Origin of the sequence: Streptomyces sp. NPDC059255, assembly GCF_042752355.1 — a bacterium.
Taxonomy (GTDB): Bacteria; Actinomycetota; Actinomycetes; order Streptomycetales; family Streptomycetaceae; genus Streptomyces.
In genome coordinates this window covers 1-13870 of the sequence record NZ_JBHYZP010000031.1, presented here as the reverse complement: position 1 = coordinate 13870, position 13870 = coordinate 1, and the positions used below count along the sequence as shown (strand labels likewise).

Here is a 13870-nt window from a genome sequence, read left to right as displayed (position 1 = left end):
ACTGCGGCACCATGGTGGCCATGACCGTCCATCGATTAGATGCTGACCGCGCAGCCGCCCGCCGCAGCCTGGAAGGGCTCGCCCTGGGCGACGCCTTCGGTGAACGCTGGTTCCCCCTCTTCCGCGACCGTGACCGCGCGTCCGAGGAGATCGCGGCCCGGGTCACGCCCCAGGAGCTGGAGTGGCCCTGGACGGACGACACCGCCATGGCCCTCGCGCTCCACCGGGTCCTCGAAGAACACGGCGCCGTCGAACAGGACCGGCTGGCCCTGGCGTTCGCCCGCACGTACGCGGCGGACTCCGGCCGCAACTACGGCTCCGGCATGCACGTACTCCTCCCCGCCCTGCTCGACCGCCCGCAGGACTGGCGCACGCTCGCGCCCGGCCTCTTCGAGGGCGGCAGCCTCGGCAACGGCGCGGCGATGCGGGTGGCGCCGCTCGGCGCCCGGTTCGCCGGAGACCTCGGGCAGGTCGCGCGTCAGGCCGTCCTGTCCGCCGAGGTCACGCACGCCCACCCGCAGGGCGTGGCGGGCGCGGTGGCGGTCGCCGTGGCGGCGGCCCTGTCGGTACGGTGCGAACTCACCGTGGCGGCCGTCGCCCGCGCCACCCCGGAAGGCTCGGTACGCGACGGCCTGGCCCGCGCGGCGGAACTGCCCTTCACCACCGAGCCCCGCAAGGCGGCGGACCTCCTCGGCAGCGGACTGCGCATCCGCGCCGACGACACGGTCCCCTTCGCGGTCTGGACGGCGGCCCGGCACCGCGACGACCTGGCGGCCGCGCTCTGGGCCACGGCGGAGGGCTTCGGCGACTCCGACACGACCTGCGCCATCACGGCGGGCATTGTCGCCGCCCGTACGGGGACGGGGTCGGTGCCGGCGCAGTGGCGGGAGCGGCGCGAGCCGCTGACGTAGGCGCGAGTCGCCCGCGTGGGCGCGAGCCGCTGGCGTGGGCAGGGGCCGCAGGGAACCCCGGTCACCGCGCGAGTGCCGCCTCGGCCGCCTCGGCGACGGCGAGCAGCGCCGCTTCCGTCCTGCGTTCCGTCACCAGTTGCAGCCCCACGGGGCAGCCGTCCGCCGTGAACCCCGCGGGAATGCTTGCCGCCGGATGCCCGCTCACGTTGAACGCCCAGGTCAGCGCCGTCGAGTACAGCTCGCCCGGGCCCTCGTGGCCGTGCGGGCGGTTCGGGGTGGCCGGGGTGAGGAGCAGGGGCGTACGGGCGAACAGGGCGTCGAGCCGGCGGTTGTTCTCGGCCCGTACCTCCGCCGCCCGCGCCGCCGCCGCGTCCCCCCGCGCCCCGCCCCGTATCGCCTTCCACGTCTCGCACGGGTCCAGCAGCGTGAACGGGGGCCGGTGCGCGCCGAGCCGTATGACGCCCGCCGCCGCCAGCCGGTCCACGGCCGCCCGTACGACCGCCGCGACCTGGGGGTCCACCTCGGCGAAGCCGAGATCCGGGGCGTACACGGCCGGTACGGACACGGGGACGGCCACCTCCTCGTGGCTGTCCAGCACCCACCGCAGAAACCCCCGCGCCTGCGCCGCCGACCCGGCCAGCACCCCCGCCGAGGCGAGCCCCGTGCGGTCGGGGGAGGGCAGCAGGCCGTTCGTCGTCTTCAGCCCGAAGACCCCGCACCACGCCGCCGGTATCCGGACGGAACCGGCGCCGTCGCTCCCGGTGGCGAGGGGGACCATCCCCGCGGCGACCGCCACCGCGGACCCGGCCGAGGAACCGCCGGGGGTACGGTCCGCGCGGTACGGGTTGACCGTACGGCCGTGCCGCCCCAGACCCCAGGTCTGCCAGTACGTACCGGGCCCCGGCACCGCCGTCGAGCCGACCGGCACGGCGCCCGCCGCGATCAGCCGCCCCGCCGCGTAGGACCGGATCCCGGACGGCCCTTTCACCGCGAACGGCACCCCCGCGAGCGGCAGTTCCCGGTCCGCCCGGCCCGACCGGCCGACCTGCCCCGACCGGGCTGCCGCCTCCTCACCCCACACGTCGATGAAGGCGCCCAGCGCCGGATCGTGCCGCCCGATCCGCGCCAGGGATTCCCGCACCGACACCGTTGGCTCCACAGCCTCCGGTGATGCGCTCATGAACCCCCCTCAGATCCCCGTCCCATCCCCATCCCTATCTCCATCCCCATCTCATCCCGGCCCCGCCGGAACGGGTTCTAGTCTCGCAGCGCCGCCTCCATCACCGCCCGCGCGATCGGCGCCGCGTCGCCCCCGCCGCTGATGTCCGCCACTGTCGAACAGGACCGGCGGGCCCGGGTAGGTGGTCGCCGCCCGAGGGCGGGGACCACCTACCCGGTGTCACCTCGTTCGCGCTGTGCGGAGAAGCTGGATGCTCTGAAGTTTGATGGGGGTGGAGCGTGAACTGCCGAATGTTCGGGCTGGTGTGCTCCGCGGCCCTGGTGATGCTGGCGACGCTCTCGGGGTGTGGCCTGGCGGGTTCCGATGCATCGTGTCCAGGGGCGGGCGGGCCTCCGCCTGACCTCACTCCGAAGGACTTGGTCGGTACATACAGCAGTTCCACAGGATCGGTTGACCTGGGCGACGACGGGGCATTCACCAGCACCGGCTGGCCCACTGATGATCAACTTGAGGGCATCGTGTCCGACCCCGGGCAGCCTAGAACGGGCAGTGGAACGTGGGAGTTGACCGCCGGCGACGCCTCTGACTGGCCTGTGTCTTTTGCTTTTCGCGAGATAAGTGACTACTGGGACAGTGAAGTCAAAGGCGGGAACTTCGGCAGCGGCCTCTTCGTTACGGGCAGCCGCTCCGCCCCGCGCCTGTACGAGTTGGTCGGTGATCCGGATGCATGCGACATCCGCATCTTCCGAAAATGAGTCGGCTCAAACGGTGACCAGACCGACATCACGCATGCGAATTCAGTGGTCTCGCAGCGCCGCCTCCATCACCGCCCGCGCGATCGGCGCCGCGTCGCCCCCGCCGCTGATGTCCGCCCGGTCCGCCTCCGCGTCCTCGACGACCACCGCCACCGCGACCCCCGGCCGCCCCGACGTGCCCGACTGCGCCCAGGCGATGAACCAGGCGTACGGCGTACCGGTGTTGTCCACCCCGTGCTGCGCCGTGCCCGTCTTACCGCCGACCGTCGCCCCGTCGATCGCCGCGTTTCCGCCCGTGCCGTCCTCCACCGCGTCGATCATCATCGTCCGCAGCCGCTGCGCCGTGAGCGGTTTCATCGCGCGGGCGTAGGAACGCTGCCCCGTAAGGGAGACGACGGAACCGTCCGAGGCCAGTGTCCGGTCCACCAGATACGGGTACTTGAGGTCACCGCCGTTCGCGACCGCCGAGGCGACCATCGCCATCTGGAGCGGCGTGGCCCGGGTGTCGAACTGCCCGATCGACGAGAGCGCGAGCTTGTCGTCGCTCATCCGGGTGTCGAAGTTCGAGGCGGCGACCCGGGACGGGATCCTGATCCCGGCGTCGTTGAAACCGAACTTCCGTACCGTGTCCAGCATTCCGTCGAGCCCCGTCGCCACCCCCAGCCCGGCCATGACCGTGTTGCAGGACCACTGGACCGCGTACGCCAGTGACGCGCGGTCGCACCCCTCGGCCTCGTTGGGGAGCGTGGTGCCGGTGCCCGGCAGGACGTACGGCTCCGCGATCTCCGTCGGGGCGTCGGGGTCCTCGACCGTCCCGGAGTCGAGCGCCGCCGCAGCCGTCACGATCTTGAAGGTGGAGCCCGGCTGATAGCTCCCCCGGATGGCCCGGTCGAGCATCGGCTGCGCGCTCCCGCCGGTCAGCCGGGCCCACGCGTCCGTCACGCCCGGACCCGTGCCCGAGAGCAGCCCCGGATCGTACGACGGGCTGCTGACCAGCGCCAGGATCCGGCCGCTGAACGGCTCGACCGCCGCGACCGCGCCGCGCCGCCCCGCCAGCCCCTCGTACGCCGCGCGCTGCACCGACGCCTTCACCGTGGTGGCGACGGAGCCGCCGGGGCGCCGGCCCCGGGTGAGATCGTTCCAGAAGGGGAACGGGGCGAGCATCGGACTCGTACCGGAGAGGATCGGGTCCTCGGCGTCCTCCAGGAGCGTCGTGCCGTACGTCTGGGAGGCGTAGCCGGTGACGGGCGCGTACAGCGGGCCGTGCCGGTACGTGCGCTCGTAGCGCAGGTGCTGCCCGGAGTCCCTGGAGCCGGTGACGGCCCGGCCGTCGACGAGGATGTCGCCGCGCTGCTGGGAGTAGCGGGCCACGGTGTCGCGGCGGTTGGCCGGGTTGTGGTCGAGGGAGTCCGCGTCGAGGACCTGGATGCGGGCGGCGTTGACGAGCAGGGCGGCGAGAAGGACCAGGAAGAGGACAGCGGTCCGGCGGATACAGCGGGTCATCGGGGGACCCTCGAAGGCCGTGGCCGTGGCCGTGGCCCCGGGGACGGGCACGGGGCCGCTGCCCGGGCCCCGGGCCGAATCGCTGAGCCGCATCAGCAGCGCGATCATGATCCAGTTGGTGACGACGGACGAACCGCCCTGCGCCAGGAACGGCATCGTCATCCCCGTGAGCGGGATCAGCCCCATCACCCCGCCCGCGATGACGAAGACCTGGAGGCCCAGGATCGAGGAGAGGCCGATGGCGAGCAGCCGGCCGAACGGGTCGCGCAGCGCGAGCCCGGCGCGAAAGCCGCGGGCCACGAGCAGCGCGTACAGCAGGAAGAGGGCCGTCAGCCCGACCAGCCCCAGCTCCTCGCCCGCCGTCGCGAGGATGAAGTCCGACTTGGCGGCGAAACCGATCAGGATGGACCGGCCCAGCCCCAGCCCCGTACCGAGCAGCCCACCCGCGGCGAAGGCGAAGAGGGACTGGGCGAGCTGCCCCGGGCCCCGGCCCGCGGTGATGGAGGCGAACGGGTCGAGCCAGTCCTGGACGCGGCTGTGGACATGCGGTTCGAGCGAGCCGACCGCGAAGGCGCCGACCGCGGCGAGCAGCAGCCCGGCCGCGATCCAGCCGGTGCGCCCGGTCGCCACGTACAGCATGACCACGAACAGCCCGAAGAAGAGCAGCGAGGTGCCCAGGTCCCGTTCGACGACGAGGACCATGACACTCAGCAGCCAGATCGCCACCAGCGGACCGAGGACCCGCCCCCTGGGCAGCTGGAACCTCCGGCCGGTGTACGTCAGGGCGTTGCGGTTGGCGGCGAGATACGCGGCGAAGAAGACGGCGAGCAGGACCTTCGCGAACTCGCCCGGCTGGAAGGAGAATCCGCCGAACCTGATCCAGATCTTGGCCCCGTTCACGGCGGGGAACGCGATCGGCACGACCAGCAGGAGCAGCGCCGTGGCGACGCAGATGTACGCGTACCGGGCGAGCACCCGGTGGTCGCGCAGGAAGACGACGGCGGCGATGAACAGTGCCACGCCCAGCGTGGACCAGACGAGTTGGGTGGGGGCGGCCCGGTCGCCCGGGGTCTCCAGGTCGAGCCGGTAGATCAGGACGAGGCCGAGCCCGTTGAGCAGCACCGCGATGGGGAGCAGCAGCGGATCGGCGTACGGGGCGCGCAGCCGGACCGCGAGGTGCGCGAGGAGCGCGAGCACGCCGAGCCCGGCGCCGTAGCCGAGCGCGTCCGGCGGCACGGCGTGGTCCTTGCCGAGGCCGACGGCGACGTAACCGAAGACGGAGATGAGGACGGCGCAGAGGAGCAGCGAGAGTTCGACGCCGCGTCGCTGGGGGAGACGCGGGGCCTGCCGTTCGGGTGGGGGAGCGTCCGCCCGCGTTGCGGTCATGCCTCGCAACGTAGCAAGGCGGCGCGCCTTATGTCCGCTTATGCGGCGCGGTGAGGTCCGACGCCTCGGATCGCCTCACCGCTGATACGGATTGCCCTGTCCGTACTGCCCCGGCTGACCTGGCTGTCCCGGCTGCCCGGGCTGCTGCGGCTGCCCGTATCCCGGCCCGTACCCCTGCCCCTGTCCCTGGCTCTGCCCCTGTCCCGTGCTCTGGGCGAGCAGCTGGTCGGCCTGCTCCTTCGAGATCTGCTGCTCCACGCCGCAGAACGTGCACTGTGTCGCGAACTTGGTGGAGAACGGGAACAGTGGGATGAAGAAGAGCGTGAACTTGGTGACGCGCTTCCTGAGCGTGTGTGCCGAGGGGTTCCCGCAGTGGCCGCAGACCAGTGTCAGTATCGCCAGTTGGTAGAGGTACCCCTTGGTGCCAAAGATGATCATGAGTCGATTCCTTGCCTGGGATTGGCCGAGAGTGTTCGAGGAGAGTGTGCCGTACGCCACCGACAACGGGCGGGCCGGGCGGACGGTGCCCGTCCGGTGCTCTTGCCCGGGTGGTTCGGCGGCTGTTCCCATGGACGCGGGGGGTGAGGTGGCATGACTCGATTACGCGTCACACCGGGGTACGGCCGGGGCCGGGACCGGCTGTACGTCAGCAGACGCGACGGCAGGACCGTCGCCTGGTACGACAAGAGCACCGGCCGGGTCAATCTGCTCACCGGTGCTGGCCGCGACGACGTGCTGGCCGCGCTGGCGCCGTATCTCGCGGGCGAGGTGACCGTGGGGCCGGCCCCCGTGCCGACCCCCGCCGAACTCGACCGGCTCTCCCTCCACCCCGACGACGACCTGGCGCCCAACCGGCCCGGCGAGGCGCTGCACGCCGTACTCGACGCCGAGGACGCCGCCTCCGCGTCCGGCGGGCGGACCTCGGCCCTGCCGTTCCTCCCGGCCACGTGGCGCCGCCAGGACCCGCGTCGCGCGCGGCTGGCGGCCCAGGAGGTCCTCGGCGCGGCGCTCGACGCGCTGGAGGGCGCGGGCTGGCGGGTCCTGCACTCGATCCCGCTCCCCGGCGCCGCCCGCATCGACCACCTGGCGATCGGCCCGGGCGGAGTCCTGACCGTACGGACCCTCGCGGCCGGCGGCCACCGCGTCCGGATCGACGACCCCCTGGTCACCACGGGCCGCGGCGAGGCGCTGCCGCAGCTGCGCTGGGCCCGCCGCGACGCGGAGCGCGCCTCGCTCGCGCTGGCGACGGCCGTACGCCCCGTACTGGCCGTGGTCGAGGCGCGCACCCCGCAGGCGCTGCCGGCCCCACCGGGCGTACGGGTCCTGCGCGAGACGGACGTCCCGGCGCTGGCGTCGCTCGGCGGCGTACTGAAACCGGCGGACATCGAGACCCTGTACGCCACGGCCAGGAACCGCCACACCTGGCGGCGCGTATAGGAGGTCCTGCCCGTCCCGGCGGCGAGGTCAGGGCAGCGGGGCCGCCCCGTCACCGGCGGCGAGCGGCCCGAGCAGGTCCCCGTACCGCTCCAGCCGCGCCGGGATGTCGTCCAGCCGGAAGACGAGCCGCGCGGCGGCCGTGCACCCCTCGACCTCCTCCCAGGCCAGCGGGGTGGAGACGGTCGGCTCCCGGCGCGCCCGGAGGGTGTAGGGCGCCGCGGTCGTCTTCGCGGCGGCGTTCTGGCTGTGGTCGACGAAGACCCGCCCCGGCCGCAGCGAACGGCTCATCCGGTGCACCACCAGCTCCGGCAGCGCCGCCTCCGCCTCGACGGCGAGTTGCTTCGCGTACGCCGAGACCTCCGCCGAAGGCGCCCGTACCAGCGGTACGAGCACATGGAGCCCCTTGGACCCGGAGGTCTTCACGTACGCGTCGAGTCCGTCCGCGCGCAGCCGCTCGCGCAGCCAGAGCGCCACCGCGCAGCACTCCAGGGCGGTGGCGGGCGCTCCCGGGTCGAGGTCGAACACGAGCCGGTCGGCGTGTTCGGGGGCCTCGGCCCGCCACTGGTGCGTATGGAACTCCACGACCAGGTTCGCCGCCCACATCAGCGCCGCCAGACCCTCCACCACCACCTGTTTCCCGGTGTCGGCGGTCTTACGGGGTACGTCGGCGACCCGCACCCAGGGCGGGGTGCCGGGCGGCGGGTTCTTGGTGAAGAAGAGCTGCCCGTCGGGGCCGTCCGGATAGCGGAGGAAGGAGACGGGCCGGTCGGCGAGATGGGCCAGCAGAGGGGCCGCCGTACGGGCGTAATAGTGCAGGACCTCGCCCTTGGTGGTGCCCGTGGCGGCGTACAGGACCTTGTCCAGATTGCTCAGGGCCAGGCGCCGGCCCTCCACCTCGGTGACAGGCGTCATAAGATGAGAATCCCATAATTTCATCTGAATTCATCCCTTACTTCCGTTTCCCGGGTGAAAGGTGCGGAACCTTGCGATCCATCTGGAACGGCGCGATCTCCTTCGGGCTGGTCAGCATCCCGATCAAGCTGGTGAACGCCACCGAGAACCACTCGATCTCCTTCCGCCAGATCCACAAGGCCGACGGCGGCCGGATCCGCTACCGGAAGGTCTGCGAGCTGGACCAGGAGGAGGTGGCGGCTCCCGACATCGGCAAGGCGTACGAGGACGCGACCGGCACCATGATCCCGATCACCGACGCCGACCTGGCCGGGCTGCCGCTGCCGACGGCGAAGACGATCGAGATCGTCGCGTTCGTCCCGGCGTCCTCGATCGACCCGCTCCAGATGGACGCCGCGTACTACCTCTCCGCGAGCGGCGTCCCGGCGGCCAAGCCGTACACGCTGCTGCGTGAGGCGCTCAAGCGCAGCCAGAAGGTCGCGGTCGCCAAATTCGCGCTGCGCGGCCGGGAGCGGCTGGGCATGCTCCGGGTGGTGGGCGACGTGATCGCCATGCACGGCCTGCTCTGGCCGGACGAGATCCGGGCGCCCGAGGGGGTGGCGCCGGAGACCGAGGTCACCGTACGCGACGCCGAACTCGACCTGGCCGACGCCCTGATGGACACCCTGGGCTCCGTCGACCTCGACTCGCTGCACGACGACTACCGCGAGGCGGTCGAGGAGATGATCGCGGCGAAGGCGGAGGGCGGCCCGCCCCCCGAGCACGAGCCGGCGGAGGCTGGCGGCGGGCGCGTCCTCGACCTGATGGCGGCGCTGGAGAACAGCGTGCGCGCGGCGAAGGAGGCCCGGGGCGAGGAGAAGGGCGACGAGAAGCAGGTGGCGGAGGTGACCGACCTCCCGACGAGGCGCCGCAAGGCGACGGCGGCGGCCAGGAGCGCCACGGCGAAGGAGCCGGCGGAACCGGCACCGAAGAAGGCGACGGCCAAGACGACGTCCAAGGCGGCGGCAAAGAAGACAGCTACCAAGACGGCCACGAAGAAGGCGGCGGCGAAGAAGGCCGCACAGAAGAAGCCCGCGGCCAAGCGCACCACGGCATCGACCAAGCGCGCCTCGGCCTGACCCGCGGGCCTGCGCCCCCGGCAGCCGGGCGCCCCGAAATACCTGTTCACGGCCACCCCGCCGAAGCTGGTAGGGTTTCCTTCGTCGCCAAGCAACACAGGCAACACGCCCCCGTAGCTCAGGGGATAGAGCAACGGCCTCCGGAGCCGTGTGCGCAGGTTCGAATCCTGCCGGGGGCACCTTGTAGGAGGTGCCCAAAGACCCCGTCATCAGCGGAAACGCTGAGGCCGGGGTCTTCGCGTATACATGGGCGGGTGCCGTTGGGAGCAGGTCACCGAAGTCACGTGACGGTTGTCGACCCGACCCTCATGGAATGGCCGAGCCTCGGAGCCGAATCCGCGAGGGACGCCTGCGTGAACTGATCACTGTGCACGTCCGTCAACGAACGAGACCGTTCCGGGCAACCGATTCCTCATGCTCGGTGTGTCAGGCGTGGCAGGCCGGCGCGCGGCCGCGATGTTGGATCAAATCGGCAAAGGGCGCGTCGACGGTGAGATCAAGAACCGCGAGCCTGTGGCGAGGCCGTGGCCGGTCACCTCTCACCGTTGTCCAGCAGTTGCTGCGGGGCGACCCTGCCCGGGATGAGCGTGCGTAGTTTGGCCTGCGTCTCGGGATCGGTGGAGAACACCACGGTTCCGGTCAGGCCGCGCGTCAAGAGCACTTTGTACCGGTTGCGCAGAAGGCGCGAAAAATCGTCCGGGGACGCCGACGCCAAGCTGCTGTCCTTGCACTCGCCCTTGATGGCATGCCATTCGTTGTCGCGCCAGACCAGGTCGGGGCCGAGGATGGTGCCGTTCCAGGCATACTCGAATCCCTGGGCCGTGTAGATACAGCCGACCTGGCCGATGCCACCCGCCTCGGTGGCCCAGAGAGAGGAACGCGGCCCACCGGCCACTTCGCGTTCGCCTTTGACGTTCCAGGGCCGACGCCAGTCCCCTATAACGATGTCGTCGACCAGGGTGCCGTCCTGGCGCGGGGCGCTCCAGGGCCAACAGAAGCCTGCGGTCATGCGGGCCGTGGAGCCTGACTCCTGCCGTGCACGGAGGTAGGTTTCCAACTGCTGGGGGGTATCCGCGAGCAGCAACTCGAAGTTGGGCTCAGGCTTCCAGCACGTCGGGCCGCCAGGTTCCAGATCCAGCAGCCGGAGGAGCCACCTCTCGTAGGCGCGGCTGCCGCCACATCGGAACTGTTCGTTCAGGTTGACATGCCGCACATTGCATCCGCGCGCCTTGGCTGCCGCCTCAATTTCTGTCACACGGCCCATCTCGTCAGGTCGTACGACTTGGTGCTCGTCGAGGAGGAAGACGGGGACCCTGGCAGCATCGATGAGTTCGGCAACCTGGCTTCGTCTGTTCCGGGCAGCGTCCGGCGAGTTGGATGTGCCCGGACGCTGGCGGATGCGATGCGCCTCGTCGCAGACGATGACGTCGAGTGCGTTCTTTTCGGCGCTGCCGAAGTCGAGGAAGTAGCGAAAGAGCTTGGCGACGCGCTCGTTCTTCTGCTTGACGACGTGCCGCAGGGTGGTGGTGAACGACTTGGAGCCTGTCGCGTGGACGACGCTGCGACTGTTTCTGCCGAGATGGCCCATCAGATGCAGGGCGATCAGGCTCTTGCCCGATCCGGGACCTCCGGTCACTACGATGACTTCCTTGCGGTCCGACTGCCGCGAGATGGCGACGGCACGCTTGACCAGGGAAACCGCGACCTGTTGCTCGTCCATGAGGTGGAACTTGCCACCGTCGATGATCTCCTCGGCGGCCGCTCGCATGAGCTGCTGACCCGGGACAACGGGGCTTTCCAGCAGCGCGTCCGCGTCGAGAGCCCCGTCGAGTGGCGAAATCTGGTTCTGCAGATGCCGAATGAGTTCCCCGCGCGAGCTGTCGGTGAAAAGGCGGGCTTGCTCATCGCCCGTTCCGAGCAGTTCGGTCACGTCCCGGTCCTGGGCGTTGTGGAGGTAGGCAACCCCCGTGACGTGGTGGCCCGGGTCATCCAGCACGGCAGTGAAGTCCTGCAGGTATTCGCAGTATCGGCGCACCTGGGCGACGGGGTGGAGGTGGGCTTGGAAGCCGACGCGCGGAAGCCAGCAGAGATCCGTCGTTTCGGGGACCATCCGCACTTCGCTCCACTGCTTGAGCTCGACCACCACATAGGAGGGTCTGCCGGTGTCCGGGTGTGTGCCGACCAGAATGGCATCCGCGCGCAGGCTGCTCAGCGGCATCCTGTACTCGAGCAGCACTTCCACCTCTTCCAGACCCGCGTCGCACAGCACCCGCGCTAGAGCGGGAAGGCTGTTGCGCCATGCCCGGACCTCAGCGCTCGCCGCCGAACGAAGGAGTTCCGCAAGGGACCGCTCGGCCAAGGACTCGGCCAGCGAACTGGGGTCTGCGCGTTCCAGAGCACGGGCAGACAAACGCAAAAGAGTCACAGAAGATCTCCGTACGATCACCGCCCACGATGGGGCGAAGGCATATCGGCGGAAGCGGGGTCGGAGCCGGGGCGGATCAGTCGGCGAACGGCAGGCGGTACTCGAATCGTCGGGGACGCAGATCCTCCTCTGCCGGGTACCAGTTCTCGAAGTGCGCCACCCGGCCTCCGCTCATGGCGTATTCGGAACTGTGCATGTCGACGACGATGTCGCTGACCACGTACAGATCCACGGTGTGTCGCGGGTTGCGCGCGTGTTCGACTTCGTTGACCGTCAGTTCCACGCTCGTGGCCGCGCCGGTCGTCCCTTTGACCTCTACGCGCCGTTCCTCCCGCGCGCGCGTGCAGTGCAAGTCGTAGGGCTTGCCGATGCGTTCGACGGTCCATCCCTGCCGTTCGTAGTGAGCGACGGCCATGTTCTCCGCGTGCAGTTCGACGGCTTTCCGCTTCTTCGGATCGGAGATGAACCCGGCACCGCCTCGCGGGCGCTTGGGCGTCTGGGCCTCTTCCGCCCTGAAGCCCGGCGTGAGGTTCAGGGGAACGTTCTGCCGCTCTGTCCAGTCGGTTCGGATCCCCGCAGCGTCGAGCAGCGGTTGGGGGGCCAACTCGCAGAGCTTGCCGATGCCGCGCTCGATCCCGGACCGACGGATCGCGTCGCTGCCGGCTGACAGCAGAGGCCCGTGTTCGCTGAGGGATACGTCGCGAACCACGGCCAGGGGCTCGATCCCGAAGCGCACCGGGTACTTGACGGTGTTCTCAGCCTCCTCGTCGGGCCAGTGCGGCGCGCGCCCTTCGTAGAAGCCTTCCCGGACTTCGAACAGGTACAGGGTGATCCGCTGCGTGAGCCATACGTCGAGAGGTACCCGTGGGGCCACTCCGGTGCCCAGCACGGCGAACCGTGGACGAGTCGACCGGTACTCGGGCTTCCATATCGGGAACCCCCAGGAGCGGGTCTCGATCCCGTACTCCAGGTTCAGCTGGGACTCAGGCCGCTGACCGACATGCACCATGACGAAAGATTCACGCTTCACGCGGATAATCATAAGAGTGGATCGTCGTAAAGGGTGATCTGAAGAGCTTCAGCGGGCGGTATGCGGGATCTTGAAAGCGTCTCGGTCTTCCCGAGGTGATGGCAGCGGAGGTTCGGTCGCGGAGTGGCGGGGGCCTCCAGGTTCTTCGTCAACTGTTTGGTTGTGTCAGAGATGATGAGTGGGTTGGGAGCGGCCTTGGCTGAGGCGTCATCTCCTTCGTGGATGCGACGTGCTCGTGCCGGGTGTGACCTTGCTTCCTTCGCTGAAGCTCCTGAGGCCGCAGAAGCGCTGGTGGGGTTGTTGCTGGATGTCGAGGACACGGCAGTGACCAGACGGACGGCAGAGGCTCTGGCCCGCGTGGGAACGGTGGCCGCTATAAGGCTCATTGCTCTCGCGGTTGCCGAAGCTGACGAAAACCAGGCCGACTGGCTGCAGGCGGGGGTATGTGACGCGCTCGTGGGGCCGGACGGTGTGCCGGACGTCGCAGCGGTCTGCGGGAAGCTCGCTCCGGATCCGGAAGAAGCTGTCCGCAGAAGTGCCGCAGATATTTCGGTGTGGACAGACGGCACAGGGCGTTGAGTCGAGTCGACCTGCCTGTGGGCTGCGTGGTTCGTAGAAGGTTCAGTCGCGGAGCATGGCGAACAGGGTGCTGATGCGGTGGCGGGCGAGCCGGAGAAGGGCCTGGACCTGGGGTTTGCCGCGGGCCCGGCAGCGGTCGTAGCCGGTGCGGGAGGCGGGGTCGTGCAGGGAGGTGAACGCGGACAGGAACATCGTGCCTTTGCGTTGCTGCCTTCCGCCTCCGGGTGCGTGTTCATCGTGGAGGGAAGTCCCCGACTGGTTCGTGGCCGGAGCAGGGTCGGCGTAAGAGGCGAGGCGGATGGCGGTGGGGCAACTGGTGCCGTCGCCTGCGGCTGCGGTCCTGATACCGACTCCGGGCAGCGACGTCAGGACCTGGAAAAGAGGCTGGGCTTCCAGGAGTTCGTCGATCTGGGTTTTCAGGTCCCGGCGTTTACTCGTGGACGGCGACGAGCAAGCGGTCCAGAGGCGGGATCACGATGCCGAGGGTGTCGGTGCCTGGAACGACGACGCTCTGTTCGGAGAGCGGGAGTCAGTCTCACTGAGCTTCTTCAGCGTTGCCGCTCCAGGGTGAGGACGGCTTTGGCGATTGACGTCATGCGGTTCGGGCTGCATCGGGATCTGCGGAAGATCCGCC

The 13870-nt window shown here is 70.0% G+C and carries 10 protein-coding genes, 1 tRNA gene and 3 pseudogenes; 5 read left to right on the top strand and 9 right to left on the bottom strand.

The window, feature by feature from the left end:
* Positions 1-20 precede the first annotated feature (20 nt).
* Positions 21-911, top strand: coding sequence for an ADP-ribosylglycohydrolase family protein (locus ACFXKG_RS29545; protein WP_384845692.1), 891 nt, complete (start codon positions 21-23; stop codon positions 909-911).
* 61 nt (positions 912-972) lie between these two features.
* Here ACFXKG_RS29545 and ACFXKG_RS29540 read toward each other — a convergent pair whose 3' ends face one another.
* On the bottom strand, positions 973-2091 hold the full coding sequence (locus ACFXKG_RS29540) for an amidase family protein (RefSeq protein ID WP_384845552.1): 1119 nt from the start codon (positions 2089-2091) through the stop codon (positions 973-975).
* 290 nt (positions 2092-2381) lie between these two features.
* On the opposite strand from ACFXKG_RS29540, the gene ACFXKG_RS29535 reads away from it, so the two are divergent.
* Positions 2382-2846 (top strand): hypothetical protein, encoded by a 465-nt coding sequence (locus ACFXKG_RS29535; RefSeq protein WP_384845550.1) that lies wholly within the window; start codon positions 2382-2384, stop codon positions 2844-2846.
* 42 nt (positions 2847-2888) lie between these two features.
* On the opposite strand, the gene ACFXKG_RS29530 is transcribed toward ACFXKG_RS29535, so the two are convergent.
* The 3 genes and pseudogenes from ACFXKG_RS29530 to ACFXKG_RS29520 all read right to left on the bottom strand — a co-directional run bounded on the left by ACFXKG_RS29530 (position 2889) and on the right by ACFXKG_RS29520 (position 6173).
* Positions 2889-4349, bottom strand: a complete 1461-nt coding sequence (locus ACFXKG_RS29530) for a penicillin-binding transpeptidase domain-containing protein (protein WP_384845690.1) — start codon at positions 4347-4349, stop codon at positions 2889-2891.
* A gap of 27 nt (positions 4350-4376) precedes the next feature.
* Positions 4377-5735 (bottom strand): annotated as a pseudogene (locus tag ACFXKG_RS29525) (FtsW/RodA/SpoVE family cell cycle protein); the annotation flags it as partial.
* 75 nt (positions 5736-5810) lie between these two features.
* Positions 5811-6173, bottom strand: coding sequence for a zinc-ribbon domain-containing protein (locus ACFXKG_RS29520; protein ID WP_384845548.1), 363 nt, complete (start codon positions 6171-6173; stop codon positions 5811-5813).
* Positions 6174-6326: 153 nt separating this feature from the next.
* Here ACFXKG_RS29520 and ACFXKG_RS29515 point away from each other — a divergent pair, with 153 nt between their 5' ends.
* Entirely contained in the window at positions 6327-7172 is an 846-nt protein-coding gene (locus tag ACFXKG_RS29515) for a nuclease-related domain-containing protein (RefSeq protein WP_384845546.1), read from the top strand.
* A gap of 27 nt (positions 7173-7199) precedes the next feature.
* Here the strand turns inward: ACFXKG_RS29515 and ligD are convergent, their stop codons facing one another.
* Positions 7200-8084 carry a non-homologous end-joining DNA ligase gene (ligD, locus tag ACFXKG_RS29510; RefSeq protein ID WP_384845544.1) on the bottom strand — a complete coding sequence of 295 codons (885 nt, stop codon included), beginning with the start codon at positions 8082-8084 and terminating at the stop codon, positions 7200-7202.
* A gap of 71 nt (positions 8085-8155) precedes the next feature.
* Here ligD and ACFXKG_RS29505 point away from each other — a divergent pair, with 71 nt between their 5' ends.
* Together ACFXKG_RS29505 and ACFXKG_RS29500 are read left to right on the top strand one after the other, a co-directional pair.
* On the top strand, positions 8156-9202 hold the full coding sequence (locus ACFXKG_RS29505) for a Ku protein (RefSeq protein WP_384845542.1): 1047 nt from the start codon (positions 8156-8158) through the stop codon (positions 9200-9202).
* A 107-nt stretch (positions 9203-9309) separates the two neighbouring features.
* Positions 9310-9381, top strand: a tRNA-Arg gene (locus ACFXKG_RS29500).
* A 353-nt stretch (positions 9382-9734) separates the two neighbouring features.
* Here the strand turns inward: ACFXKG_RS29500 and ACFXKG_RS29495 are convergent.
* The 4 genes and pseudogenes from ACFXKG_RS29495 to ACFXKG_RS29480 form a co-directional block, all read right to left on the bottom strand.
* Positions 9735-11627, bottom strand: coding sequence for a DNA/RNA helicase domain-containing protein (locus tag ACFXKG_RS29495; protein WP_384845540.1), 1893 nt, complete (start codon positions 11625-11627; stop codon positions 9735-9737).
* Between the two features lie 76 nt (positions 11628-11703).
* The gene (locus tag ACFXKG_RS29490) at positions 11704-12657 is read right to left on the bottom strand and encodes a protein NO VEIN domain-containing protein (RefSeq protein ID WP_384845538.1); all 954 of its coding nucleotides are present in this window, start codon (positions 12655-12657) and stop codon (positions 11704-11706) included.
* A 621-nt stretch (positions 12658-13278) separates the two neighbouring features.
* Positions 13279-13759 (bottom strand): annotated as a pseudogene (locus ACFXKG_RS29485) (transposase); the annotation flags it as partial.
* Positions 13760-13784: 25 nt separating this feature from the next.
* Positions 13785-13870, bottom strand: a pseudogene (locus ACFXKG_RS29480) (IS5/IS1182 family transposase); the annotation flags it as partial.

Excerpts from the sequence above, each read along its gene's own strand:
- ACFXKG_RS29540 (WP_384845552.1), bottom strand. The coding sequence starts at position 2,091 with ATGAGCGCATCACCGGAGGCTGTGGAGCCAACGGTGTCGGTGCGGGAA.
- ACFXKG_RS29545 (WP_384845692.1), top strand. The coding sequence starts at position 21 with ATGACCGTCCATCGATTAGATGCTGACCGCGCAGCCGCCCGCCGCAGC.
- ACFXKG_RS29535 (WP_384845550.1), top strand. The coding sequence starts at position 2,382 with ATGTTCGGGCTGGTGTGCTCCGCGGCCCTGGTGATGCTGGCGACGCTC.
- ACFXKG_RS29530 (WP_384845690.1), bottom strand. The coding sequence starts at position 4,349 with ATGACCCGCTGTATCCGCCGGACCGCTGTCCTCTTCCTGGTCCTTCTC.
- ACFXKG_RS29520 (WP_384845548.1), bottom strand. The coding sequence starts at position 6,173 with ATGATCATCTTTGGCACCAAGGGGTACCTCTACCAACTGGCGATACTG.
- ligD (WP_384845544.1), bottom strand. The coding sequence starts at position 8,084 with ATGACGCCTGTCACCGAGGTGGAGGGCCGGCGCCTGGCCCTGAGCAAT.
- ACFXKG_RS29515 (WP_384845546.1), top strand. The coding sequence starts at position 6,327 with ATGACTCGATTACGCGTCACACCGGGGTACGGCCGGGGCCGGGACCGG.